The sequence below is a fragment of the Catenuloplanes atrovinosus genome (genome assembly GCF_031458235.1).
In the GTDB taxonomy this organism is placed as follows: domain Bacteria; phylum Actinomycetota; class Actinomycetes; order Mycobacteriales; family Micromonosporaceae; genus Catenuloplanes; species Catenuloplanes atrovinosus.
On the sequence record NZ_JAVDYB010000001.1, the window covers coordinates 1,227,871 to 1,241,771 of the forward strand.

1 protein-coding gene (running past one end of the window) is annotated in these 13,901 nt (G+C 71.5%); it reads left to right on the forward strand.

The window, feature by feature from the left end; translation table 11 throughout:
• A protein-coding gene (locus tag J2S41_RS05300) for a WXG100-like domain-containing protein (protein WP_445343917.1) crosses the window boundary here: on the forward strand, positions 1 to 13,901 show its 5' portion. It continues 30,013 nt past the right edge of the window; only the first 13,901 of its 43,914 coding nucleotides appear in the window; the start codon lies at positions 1 to 3; the stop codon falls past the right edge of the window.

The following is a 13,901-nucleotide window of genomic DNA, read 5'->3' on the forward strand; positions in this document are numbered from 1 at the left end:
ATGCCCGGAGGATCCATCGAACTGCCCGAGCACCTTCAGAGATTCCTGAAGGTGACCGTCGGCATGGAATGGCCCGAGGGCAGTGAGGAAGGCCTGGAGGAGATCCACCACGCGTGGATGGAGTTCAAGAAGGTCGCCCAGGCCGTCAAGGAGGACCTGGGCCCGGTCGGCCGGACCGTGGCGGACGCGATGGACGGCTCCGCGGCCCGGCTGTACACGGACAACCTCCAGCGGAACCTTCCGGAGGCGCTCGATCAGCTGATCAAGGACGCTGACGAGATGGCCAAGAGCGCGATGAACGCGTCGGCCAGCATCGAGAAGACGAAGATCATGATCGGCGTCCAGCTGGCCATCCTGTTCGTCTCCATCTGCGCCCTGATCGCCTCCATCTTCGGCGCGCTCGCGGTCCCGGCCGTGCTCGCCGCCGGACGTGCCATCCTGTGGGCGATCCTCCGGACGCTGTTGCAGGAGATCGCGGTCGAGTTCGTCGTCGGCTTCGGCATCGACTTCCTGCACCAGGCCATCAAGCAGATGCTCGGCCAGCAGTACGGCTGGGACACCGACTCGCTCAAGCAGAGCGCCTGGGGCGCCGTCCTCGGCGGCGTCGCCGCCGGTGCCGGCCGCGCCGCCGCCGGCGGCATCATGAACAAGATCGCCAAGGGCCGCCCCACCGGCCCGGACGGGCCCGACACGTTCAAGGACGCGGCCGACAACATCACCAAGGAACTCAAGCCCGACTCGATCACCCGCGAGATCACGGACCTCAAGTTCAAGGCGGGGTACGGCCTGACGTCCGCGGCCGCACAGGGCGCGGGCGGCGCGATCTCCGAGGGCATCACCGCGAAGATCACCGGTGAGGAGTTCAACTGGGGTTCCGTCACCTCCGCCGCGATCGGCGGCGCCGGCGAGGGCGGCGACGGTGGAGCCGGGGCCAAGGCGGCCGGCGACAGCCTCCGCGGCATCGACGAACTCGACGGCACATCGCTGGCCGACGGCCCGGACACCACCTCGGAGGGCCCGCCCGAGTACTCCGCCGAGGACAAGGGCGCCGGCAGCGGCTCCGACGACGGAGCGGAACCCCCGGCATACGGCTCCGACGAGGTCAACCGCGGCGACGGCTGGGCCGGCGGCTCGAACACCACCGGCGACGGCAAGTCCGACGGCAAGACGGACAGCCGCGGCGCCGGCACGCCCGACCGGTCCACCGGCGACGCGAAGAGCGGCGCGCAGACGGACACCTCCACCCCGCTGGCCACCACCAACTCCAGCAGCACCAGCAACTCCTCCGGCAACACCGCGACCGGCAACAAGTCGTCGAGCACGTCCGGCCAGCAGTCGCAGCAGGGCTCGTCGTCCTCGACGAACTCCTCGCAGTCGAAGGGCACCTCCGGCTCCCCGCTCCCCACCTCCTCCAGCGGCCCCCAGGCAACCGGCGGCCAATCCCAGTCCTCCGGTGCCGGCCAGTCGCAGGGCCAGGGCCAGTCGTCGGGCCAGTCGTCGGGCCAGGGGGCGGGCCAGGGCCAGGGCCAGGGCCAGTCGTCGGGCCAGGGCCAGTCGTCGGGCGCCGGGCAGGGTCAGTCTTCCGGTGCTGGCCAGTCGCAGGGTCAGGTACAGACCCAGTCGTCCGGTGCCGGCCAGAGCCAGTCTTCCGGTGCTGGTCAGGGCCAATCGCAGTCCGCTGGTGCCGGTCAGTCGCAGTCGTCGGGTGCTGGTCAGGGTCAGGGCCAGTCGTCCGGCGCCGGCCAGTCGCAGTCGTCCGGCGCGGGCCAGGGCCAGTCCTCTGGGGCCGGCCAGGGTCAGGTGCAGACCCAGTCGTCGGGTGCCGGCCAGGGTCAGGGGCAGTCGTCTGGTGCGGGTCAGGGTCAGGGGCAGTCGTCGGGTGCTGGTCAGGGTCAGGGGCAGTCGTCGGGTGCTGGTCAGGGTCAGGGGCAGTCGTCGGGTGCTGGTCAGGGTCAGGGGCAGTCGTCGGGTGCTGGTCAGGGTCAGGGGCAGTCGTCGGGTGCTGGTCAGGGTCAGGGGCAGTCGTCGGGTGCTGGTCAGGGTCAGGGGCAGTCGTCGGGTGCTGGTCAGGGTCAGGGGCAGTCGTCGGGTGCTGGTCAGGGTCAGGGGCAGTCGTCGGGTGCTGGTCAGGGTCAGGGGCAGTCGTCGGGTGCTGGTCAGGGTCAGGGGCAGTCGTCGGGTGCTGGTCAGGGTCAGGGGCAGTCGTCGGGTGCTGGTCAGGGTCAGGGGCAGTCGTCGGGTGCTGGTCAGGGCCAGGCGCAGGCGCAGCCGCAGACCCAATCGTCCGGCGCTGGTCAGGGCCAGTCGCAATCTTCGGGTGCTGGTCAGTCGCAGTCCTCGGGTGCCGGGCAGTCGCAGGCGCAGCCGCAGACGCAGTCGTCCGGTGCTGGTCAGCCGCAGGCGCAGTCGCAGACCCAATCGTCCGGCGCTGGTCAGTCGCAGTCGTCCGGTGCGGGTCAGGGCCAGGTACAGACGCAGTCGTCGGGCGCCGGTCAGTCGCAGTCGGGTGCTGGTCAGGGCCAGGGGCAGTCGTCGGGTGCGGGTCAGGGCCAGGCGCAGGCGCAGCCGCAGACCCAATCGTCCGGCGCTGGTCAGGGCCAGTCGCAATCTTCGGGTGCTGGTCAGTCGCAGTCGTCGGTTGCCGGTCAGTCGCAGTCGGGTGCTGGTCAGGGCCAGGGGCAGTCGTCGGGTGCGGGTCAGGGCCAGGCGCAGGCGCAGCCGCAGACCCAATCGTCCGGCGCTGGTCAGGGCCAGTCGCAATCTTCGGGCGCTGGTCAGTCGCAATCCTCGGGTGCCGGGCAGTCGCAGGCGCAGACGCAGACGCAGTCGTCCGGTGCTGGTCAGCCGCAGACGCAGTCTTCCGGTGCTGGTCAGGGCCAGGTACAGACGCAGTCGTCGGGTGCCGGTCAGTCGCAGTCGGGTGCTGGTCAGGGCCAGGCGCAGGCGCAGCCGCAGACGCAATCGTCGGGCGCTGGTCAGTCGCAGTCGTCGGGCGCCGGGCAACCGCAAACCTCGCCGCAGTCGCAATCGTCGTCGCCTTCTCAGGCGCAGACGTCGAACCCGCAGCCGCAGAACACGTCGTCGACGTCTCAGGCGCCGGCGAACCAGCCGCAGACCCAAACGCAGGCACCGTCCAGCCAACCGCAGACTCCGTCGCAGTCGCCGGCTGGCCAGTCGGTATCGCAGTCGTCGGCGAATCAGCCGCAGACTCAGTCTCAGGCGCCGGCCGGCCAGCCGCAGTCGCAATCGCAGTCGCCGGCTGGCCAGTCGGTATCGCAGTCGTCGGCGAATCAGCCGCAGACTCAGTCTCAGGCGCCGGTCAGCCAGCCGCAGTCGCAATCGCAGTCGCCGGCTGGCCAGTCGGTATCGCAGTCGTCGGCGAATCAGCCGCAGACTCAGTCTCAGGCGCCGGCCAACCAGCCGCAGTCGCCGTCGCCGGTGAATCAGTCGCAGTCGCCGGTCAGCCAGCCGCAGACGTCGGTGAATCAGCCGCAGACGCAGGTGCAGGCGCCCGCGAATCAGCCGGCGTCGCCGACGCCGGCGCAGGCGCCGGCGAATCAGCCGCAGTCGCAGGCGCCGGCCAGCCAGCCGCAGTCGCAGGTGAGTCAGCCGGAGAGCGACAGCCAGTCGCAGGTGGGGGCGCCGAAGCCGGTCGTGGCCGCGTCGCCGCAGCCGGATCAGGTGGGGACGCCGGAGATCGCGGACGACGGCGCGGGCGGCGTGGACGTGCCGGGGGCGGTGGCGCCGGAGAGTACGCCGGATGCGGGCCGGGACGGCGAGTTCATGCGGCCGGAGGACTGGCGGAGCAAGGGGGATCAGGCGCCGACGCAGCGGGTCGAGGTCGAGTCGCAGGGGAAGGGTGGCGCCGGGAAACCGGACATCCGGTTCGACGTCAAGCACATCGAGGTGTCGCCGGGGCGGAGCGTCGCCGAGGTCACCTGGAAGCCGCAGCTGGTGCCGGGGCAGGTCACGCAGTCGCAGGTGGACACCGCGCGGGTCGCGTTGCAGACGGACGGGCCGCTGACCCGCGGGCAGGTGGCGGCGCTGCACGACGCGCTGCGGCCGGGTCCGGGACTGAACCCGGCGGACGTCGAGGCGGCGCGGTCGTCGATCACGCCGGGTACGCGGCTCACGCCGGACCAGGCGACCCGGATCGACAGCCTGCTGGTGCCCGGCCCGCGGGTGACGCCGCAGCAGCTGTCCACGCTGGCGAACAACCTGATCTCGCAGGTCGACTCCGACATCAACGGCAAGTATCACCTGCGCGGCGACAGCCACCAGTTGCACCTGAACATCGTGCCGCCGGAGACGCCGGAGGACGCGCACGCCACGATCACGGTGTGGCCGGGCGACCAGCACGGCGACGCGAACTCGATCGGCATCGACGCGCCGGTCGTGCAGCAGATGATCCACATCGCGCCGAGCCTGGGCCTGCCGGACCTGACGATCGACGACTCCGGGTCGCGTTCGGGCGACGACGCGGTCAGCAGCACGCCGGATGGCGCGCCGCTGTTGATTCCGCCGCACGCGCTGCAGAACATGTGGCAGACGATGGTGGACAGCTTCGACCGGCAGCTGCCGCGCACCACGTCGACGCCGGGGCCGGAGTCCGGCCTGACCACGGACTCGCCGGCGATGCGCAGCATGCTCCCGGCGGTCGACGTCGCGGGCGGGCGGAACGTGCCGGGCAACTGGAAGCCGGTCGGTTCCGGGCGCGCCGTGCGTACCCTGGTGAGCGAGAACCGGGGGATCAACCGGATCAACTCCGGGCGCACCCGGGGCGGTGAGTTCCTCACCAACTGCATTCCGGTGTCGATCGCGGTCGACCTGCACATCGGCGACCGGGAGGCCCGGGGCCGGGGCCGGAGCACCACGCGGTACGAGGCGTTCCCGTCGGTGGCCACCGAGGTGTCGGTGCTGGAGGGCTGGTCCGGCAAGAAGCTGACGCCGGTGCCGGACCTGGCCACGATCGAGGACTCGGTGCTGACCGAGGTCGGCTCCCGCGGCGTGGTCGTGGTCAGCGATCCGGTCTCCGGGTTCCAGCACTCGTTCAACGCGGTACGGGTGGCGCCCGGCCCCGAGGGCGTGGCCTTCTACGATGGACAGTCGGGCGCGCAGGCGACCGCGCCGGACGATGCGCGGGTGCGGTTCCTGCCGACCAGCGGCGTCGACCCGGCCGCGCTGGACGCGGTGGCGCTGGACCCGGCCGAGCAGGACTCGGACCTGGATCCGGACACGGCCGAGGGCGGCAAGGGCAAGGACCGGGACACCTCCGGCGCGGACAACCCGATCATCGCGGACTGGAATTCCGGCTACGCGGACAGCTCGCTGGTCACCAGCAAGTACACGCCGCTGGCCGACATCACGCTGGACGCGGAGACCGGCGCGCTGACCGCGCAGGCGGCGGCGGACCGGATCCGGCTGCTGCAGGACAGCGGCCTGCTCGACTCGGTGCACTTCACCGGGCCGGACCTGGCCACCGTGCTGGAGAACGAGGCGCGGGCGGACCGGGAACCGCCGATGATCGTCATCTCCAGCGGCCGGTCCGAGTGGATCAAGCAGCAGCTGGCGGACGCGCGGGCGAGCGAGAGCCCGGCGTTCGAGAAGGCGGGCAAGACCGCGGACGGCCGGGACCGGTACGAGCTGACCTACGAGCACGACCCGGTGCCGATCTACGCGGAGAAGTCGGCCGGCTCCGACCGCGGCGTCTACGTGGTCGTGCACGACTCGGAGCTCGCGACGTACCAGGAGGCGCTGAGGGATTCCGGCGTCCAGGTGGTCGGCTACTCGTTCGGCGGCCCGGTGCCGAAGGCGACCGGCGGCAAGCGCATCCCGAGCGTGGACGTGGACCTGGTCGGGTTCGGCGCCGCGCGGCACGCCGCGATCAGCTTCGCCAAGGACGTCCGGGGCCGGCTGCTGGACCAGGACGGGGACCGGTCCCAGACCGCCTGGGACAAGGCGTGGATCCTCGACGACAACGTGGCCGGCCTGAAGAACCTCGACGTCAAGGAGCACCCGGCGGAGGGCGGCCGGGCCCGCCCGGACTTCGGCGCGGTGGAGAACACCCTGGGCGACGACTTCGTGGTCGGGTTCGGCGGCGGCACCGCGGCGAAGCCGGACTCCGAGGTGCGCAGCGAGCTGAACACCGGCCTGGGGTCGCGGCCGGCCAACCTGGACGTGCCCAAGAAGAAGGGCATGATCCAGCAGGCGGCGCTGTGGAACATCCAGCGGATGACGGACGAGAACCTGAACTTCTCGCCGATCTTCGCGACGTCCGCCGAGGACGTCAGCATGATGAAGCACCTGGACAACCTGGATCCGCACGGCGAGCCGCCGTACCAGATCAAGTCCGGCGTGCAGGTGCTGAAGACCTCGGCGTACCCGGACTCCGAGGTCAACGTCCAGGCCGACAAGACGTACCAGAACCTGCGCAACAACCAGGCGTGGTGGCTGACCGAGTCCAGCGAGGCACCCGGCAAATCGATCCATGTCAAGCCCGGCGGCGATCGGCCCGTCGGACTGTACGACTTCGTCGGTGACAAGGTCGCCAGCAAGGGCCCGAGGCCGACCAGCCGGGCCGAGCTGGTGCAGCGGGCCCGGCAGGCGCAGTTCGCCAAGAGCCAGGCGATCGAGCAGCTCATCGCGGAGGGCCTGGAGAAGAACTACATCAAGCCGGACCAGAGCAAGCAGATCTTCGGGCTGCAGCCGGAGGTGAACTGGGGAGCGCGCCCGGACCGCGCCGGCGGGCCGCCGACGCCGGAGACCGACCGCGCGGGTGGCGGTCCCACGCCGGAGCGGCCGGGCCGGCCCGATCCGGAGCGCAACCCGGTCCGCGCCGAGCCGAACGCGCACTACCTGGCCGGCAACCTGGTCACGAACAAGTACACGCCGTTCGACAGCCGCAGCATCACGTTCGACGGGGACAGCGCCAAGCTGGCCCAGGAGATGGCGAGCGACCGGCTCAACGTCCTGCACGCGGCCGGGTTCCTGGAGTCGGTGACGTTCACCGGGCCGGACCTGAACACGGTGATCGAGGCGGAGTCCGCACGCGACCGGCAGCCCCCGATGATCGTCGTCTCCAGCGGCCGGTCGAAGTGGATCAGGGAGCAACTGGAGGCGTCGCGGGACGGCTACACCACCGCGATCACCAAGGACGACGGCGGTTACCGGGTCGACCGTCCGCTGGAGCCGATCTACGCGCCGAAGTCGGCCGGGCCGAACCGCGGCGTCTACGTCGTCGTGCACCAGTCGGAGGTCCGTACGTACCAGCGGGATCTGCGGGGTCTCGGGGTGGAGGTCGTCGGCTTCTCGTTCGGCCAGCCGCTGAAGGGGAAGGGCCTGATCGGCAAGACGCCGAAGGACGTCGAGCTGGTCGGTTTCGGCGCCGCCCGGTACGCCGCGATCAGTTTCGCCAAGGACATCCGCGGCCGGCTGCCGCAGGACGGTGACGCGCCGCGCAACCCGTGGAACCAGGCCTGGGTCATGGACGACACGGTCGTCGGCCTGAAGAACCTGCCGGTGTCCGAGCACGTGGACGCGGACGACATCACCCAGGTGACGCCGGACTTCCGCGCGGCCGAGACCGTCCTGGGCGACGACTACGTGCTCGCGTTCGGCGGCGGCACCCGGGCGAAGCCGGCCGCCGAGATCCAGAACGAGATGAACAAGTCGCTGGCGACGCCGTCGGCGGACCTGCAGGGCCCGAAGGAACGCGGCATCATCCAGCAGGCCGCGCTCTGGAACATCGAGCGGATGGCGGACGAGAAGCGGAACTTCTCGCCGATCTTCTTCGCCTCCGCCGAAGACGTCAGCATGACGAACCACTTCAACCCGGCCGACCGGGATGCGCCGCCGCCCTACCAGTTCCGCCCCGGCGTGCAGGTGCTGAAGGCCGAGGCGGCGGGCGTGGACAACCCGCGGCGGGCCGTGCTGGCCTGGTGGCTGAGCGAGTCCAGCGACGTGCCCGACCCGGCGCTGCGCGTGCAGACGCCGGGCGGCCGGCCGGAGCCGCTGTACGACTCCATCGAACGGCAGGTCGGGGAGATCCAGGACCGCCGGCCCGATCGGCGCCCGGACCCGACGAAGGTGTGGTTCGCCAAGAACCACGCGGTCGAGCAGATCATCAGCAAGGGCATCGACGACAAGGTCATCTCCTCGGATCCGAGCGATCCCGGCACGAACCTCTTCGAGCTGGACATCCCGTCCGGCTGGGAGGACCGCGCCGGTGGCGTGCCGCCCCGGGAGGACCGGGCCGGCGGGGTGCCGCCGGCCCAGGACGCCCCGGACCCGGTGGCGAACCCGGTCCGCGCGGACTGGAACACCAAGTACGGTGCCGACGAGCTGGTCACCAGCAAGTACGCGCCGTTCGAGGGCAAGAGCATCACGTTCGACGGGGAGAGCGGCAAGCTCACCCAGCAGATGGCCGACGACCGGCTCGCCGCCCTCCAGCAGGCCGGGTTCCTCGACTCGGTGAACCTGACCGGGCTGGACCTGAACGACGTGGTCACCGCGGAGAACTCGGCGGACCGCAAGCCCCCGATGATCGTCATCTCCAGCGGCCGGTCCAAGTGGATCAAGCAGCAGCTCACCGACTCGCGGGACTCGTTCGCCACCCCGATCTCCAAGGACGGCGCCGGCAACTACCGGCTCGACCGGGACCTGGAGCCGATCTACGCGGCGAAGTCCGCGGGTGACGGCCGCGGTGTCTACATCGTGGTGCACGAGTCGGAGCTCCGGACGTACCAGCGGGATCTGGACGGTCTCGGGGTGAAGGTCGTCGGCTACTCGTTCGGCCGGCCGCTGCGGGGCGAGGGACTGATCGGCAAGACGCCCAAGGACGTCGAGCTGGTCGGCTTCGGCGCGGCGCGGTACGCCGCGGTCAGCTTCGCCAAGGACGTGCACGACGCGCTGCTGCGGCAGAACCCCGAGTCGCCGCGCAGTTCCTGGGACAAGGCGTGGCTGCTCGACGACAACGTGGTCGGGCTGAAGAACCTGCCGCTGACCGACAGCACCGACGACGACGGCATCACGAACGTGTCGTGGGACTTCGGCGCGGCGGAGAACGCGCTGGACGGGGACATCGCGCTCGGCTTCGGTGGCGGCACCATGGCGAAGTCGCCCGGCGACTTCCACGGCGAGATGAGCACGTCGCTCGCTTCGGACCCGGCGGACCTGCGGCGTACCGGCCCGAAGGAGCGCGGCCTGATCCAGCAGGCCGCGCTCTGGAACATCGACCGGATGACGCGGGACAACCTCAACTTCTCGCCGATCTTCGTGGCGTCCGCCGAGGACGTCAGCATGGTCAACCACCTCAACCCGAAGGACAGCGACGCCGATCCGCCGTACCGCTGGACGCCCCGGGTCCAGATTCTGAAGGCCAAGGCCGACTCCGCGCCGAACATCCAGCGCCCGGTCATGGCCTGGTTCATGAGCGAGTCCCGCCACGCGCCCGAGCCGACGCTGCGGCTGACCACCGAGAACGGCGCGCCGACGCCGCTGTACGACGCGGTGGCGGACCGCAACGCGGAGATCGAGGCGCGGAAGCCGGCCGGCCGCAAGGACCCGACCAGCGAGTGGTTCGCCAAGAACCGCGCGGTCGAGCAACTCATCGCCGCCAGCCTGGACAAGCAGAAGTACGAGCCGGCGCAGAGCACCACCACGAACTTCTTCCAGCAGAGCATCCCGGTCACCTGGAACGCCACCCCGCCGGTGCCCGCGCCGACGCCCGACGCCGCGGGCGCGCGCCCGACCCCGGCCGCCTGGCAGCCGATCGGCTCGCCGCGCCCGGTCGCCCTGCTCAAGGCGCGGCACCCGGGCACCGAACGGCTCAACCCGGACTACGCCCGGGGCGGCCAGAACCGGACCAACTGCATCCCGGTCTCCATCGCGACCGATCTGCACCTGGGCAAGCAGGACCAGCCGGACGGCAGCACCACGACGTACCAGGCGTTCCCGAGCGTCGCGAACGAGGTCGCGGTGCTGTCCGGGTACGCCGACGCGCCGCTGACCCGGATGCCGGACCTGGCCTCGATCGAGTCCGTGCTCACCGAGGTCGGGTCCCGTGGCGTGGTCGTCGTCAAGGACCCGGTCTCCGGCTTCACGCACTCGTTCAACGCGGTACGGATGGAGCCCGGCCCGGACGGCGTCGCGTTCTACGACGGCCAGTCCGACGCCCAGGCCACCGCGCCGCCGAACGGGCAGTACCGGTTCGTACCCACGAAGGGTGTCGACCCGGCCGTGCTGGAGGCCGCCAGCCTGGACGCGGTGCACGACGTACCGCCCTCGGTCAGCACGCCGGTCCCGCCCGCGGACAACCCGATCGCCGCGAAGTGGAACGACGGCTACGACCCGGCCAGCGACCTGGTCACGTCCAAGTACACGACGCTCGAGAAGATCGAGTTCAACGGTCGCAGCGGCGAGCTGACCGAGCAGGTCGCGACCGCGCAGCTCGACCTGATGAAGGCCAAGGGCCTGCTCGGCTCCGTCAACATCTCCGGCCCGGACCTGGGCGCGCTGGTCACGGCCGAGTCCGCGGCGAACCGGCAGCCCCCGATGGTGGTCATCTCCAGCGGCCGGGCACAGTGGATGCGCGACCAGCTCACGCAGGCGCGCGACAGCGAGAGCCCGGTGTTCGAGAGGGCCGGCAAGACCGCGGACGGCCGGGACCGGTACGAGCTGACCTACGAGCACGACCCGGTGCCGATCTACGCGCGGAAGTCGGCCGGCGGCGACCGCGGCATCTACGTCGTGGTCCACGAGTCCGAGCTGAAGACGTACCAGGACGCGCTCGGCGACCTCGGCGTGCACGTGGTCGGCTACTCGTTCGGCCGGCCCATGCAGAAGCCGGTGAAGGTCGGCGACGGCAAGTACAAGAACGTCAAGATCGAGCTGGTCGGCTTCGGCGCCGCGCGGCACGCCGCGATCAGCTTCGCCAAGGACATGCGCAAGCACGTCCAGCAGCGCAAGGGCGAGTCCGCCGGCAACGCCTGGGACAAGGCGTGGCTGCTCGACGACAACGTGGTCGGCCTGAAGAACCTGCCGGTCGCGGACGGCGCCGACGGTGCCCGCCCGGACTTCGGCGTGGTGGAGAGCGCGCTCGGCGACGACGTCGCGGTCGGCTTCAACGGCGGCACGCTGACCAAGAGCGCCGACCAGGCCCGGTCCGAGCTGAACACCGGCCTGGCCGCGCCGCCGGCCGACCTCTCCGGCCCGAAGAAGCCTGGCATCATCCAGCAGGCCGCGCTCTGGAACATCGAGCGGATGACGGCCGAGAACCTCAACTTCGCGCCGGTCTTCACCGCGTCCGCCGAGGACATCAGCATGGTGAACCACCTGAACCCGGCGCAGGGCGACCCGCCGTACCGGTTCACCACCGGCATCCAGGTGATGAAGGCCAAGGCCACGCCCGACCCCGCGCCCAAGGGCGGCTCGGAGTACCAGAAGCTGCGCGGCCGCCTGGCCTGGTGGCTCACCCAGTCGGACGACGCGCCGGGTAGGTCGCTCGAACTGGCGCCGGAGAAGGGCGGCCAGTCCAACCTCTTCACGTACGTCGAGAAGCAGGTCGGCCGGAAGGGCGAGAAGACCTGGTTCGCCCAGAGCCAGGCGGTCGAGCAGATCGTCGCCGAGGGCATCGCCAAGGACAAGGTCCGCCCGGACACCGACCGCAAGAACTTCTTCTCCCTCGACATCCCGGTCCGCTGGGACGAGCCCTCCGACCGCGCCGGCGCGACCCCCACGATCGAGCCGGAGTCGCCGGCCGAGAGCTCCAACGCGCGAACCGGCACCGAATCCGCCGGCACCCGGGGACCGGGCACCGGTCCGGAGACCGAGACGCCGGAGAGCCGGGCCGCGATCGACACGGTGCTGAACAGTGCCGCGCCGATCGTGCGGAATCGGCTGGAGCCGGTGGTGGCCGCGGCGGCGCGGCAGGTGGACGACGCGCGCGGTGCGCTCGCCGCGCACGACCTGACCATGCGGCGGGCGGCCGAGGCGCGCGACGCGCTCACCACCGCCACGCGGGCGCTGGACGAGAGCCGGGCCGCGCACACCGAGGCGGCCGGCGCGCGGGACCGGCTCGGCGAGAGCATCGGCCGCGCCGACGACCGGCTGACCGGCGCGCGGGCCGAGGCCGACCGGGTGCGAAACTCGCTGCGCGGGCTGCGTGAGCAGGTGGTCAGCACGTTCGCGGCGCTGCAGGAGGCGCGCGCCGCCCGCCTGGACACGAACCGGATCAGGGAGGCGGACGCCGAGCACCAGCGCGCGCTCGGCGAACTGGACACCGCGCAGCGCCGGGTCGAGGCGATGGACGAGGCCGTGGCCAACCTCGACCGGGTCGTCGACCCGCTCCGGGACCAGCTTCGGACGTTGACCGAGAACGCGGCCGAGGCCGAGTCCCGGGTACGCGACGCCGAGCGCGCCCACGGCGACGCGGTGCGGGAGAACGGCCGGTACCCGAGCGAGACCGACCTGGCCGCGGAGCGCGACCGGCTGGCCCGCGCGGTGACGGACGCGGAGACCGCGCACCGGGACGCCGCCGCGCCGGTCGACGCGGTCAAGGACGCGCTCCGCGAGGTGCGGACGATGCGGACCGGCGAACTCCAGCGCCCGAGCCGCGAGTTCTTCAACACGGTGCAGCGCGGGTTCGAGCGGTGGAACCCCAGCGACCGGCCGGGCGAGCTGGACCTGGTGCCGGCGATCGGCGACGACCCGGCCACCGCCACCCCGGAGGACCTGGCCGCGGCCGTGCCCGCCTACGTGATGCACACGGCGTACCAGCGGATCCAGGCGCTCTACACCACCGAGGCGGCCAAGACGCGCCTGGCCGAGCTGGTGCCGGACGACGCGGTCAGCAAGGACGTCTACCGGCAGGGCGTCACCCGGGCCTGGGCGCTGCAGACGTTCGACGGCCTGCGCCCGGTCGTCCAGGCCGCGATCGACACCGCCGTCGCGTCCGCCGCGGACATCGTGGCGACCAACCCGCCGGAGCGGGTGTACGACGCGCTGCAGAACGCCGGGCTGCTGCCGCCGAAGACGGACGGGTTCTACAGCGACCCGAGCGAGGGCATGGCCGCCTGGCTGCGCGGGCCGGAGATCCTCGAGCAGGCGCGCAAGGCCGGCGAGGCGTACCCGGACACCGACGCCGGCCTGTCCGCACGCCCGCAGTGGTCGCTGGCGGAGCACAACGTGCTCGGCGACGGTTACGTGCTCGGCCTGATGGACCCGGCGCAGAGCACGGACGTCGGCGCCCGCGTCGACGCCTGGCTGGACGGGCTCCAGCTGCAGGCGCCCTGGGTCAAGAGCGCCCGCGCCGAGATCAAGGCGCTGCTGGTCAACCCGGAGCGTGCCAAGGACAAGGACGCGGAGAACCGGCACTGGGAGGCGATGCTCCAGCACGGCGCCATGATCAAGGTGGGCGGGAACCGGGTCCGGCTGCGCTTCGGGCTCCAGGGGCTGGCCGAGACGCCGCCGGCGCCGAAGGACCCGAACGACCCGGACGCGAACGTCAAGCTCGCGGTCAACGAGTTCGGCGACACCTCGTACACGGACAACAAGGCGGTCAAGACCCAGCAGGGGCTGCCGGTCGCGATGGAGCCGATCCTGCACGCGCACGGCGCGGTCGGCGACGTCGCGCACATGGGCTTCCAGCTGAAGGTGGACGTGCAGGCCAAGCAGTCCCGCACGCACGGCATCGCGATGGAGGTGCAGTCCGGCGACCGCGTCCCGCTCAACGACATGCTCAACTTCGCCGGCGGGCTGACGGTCGAGGCCGAGCTGGTCGGGCCGCCGAAGGGCGGGCGGCTCCGCAAGCCGGGCCTGGACGCGCTGCGCCCGGCCCCGGAACCGAGCGTGAAGCTGTTCGACCTGCGCCTGGCACAGCCGCGCGCGTTCTCCAGCCCGGCCGA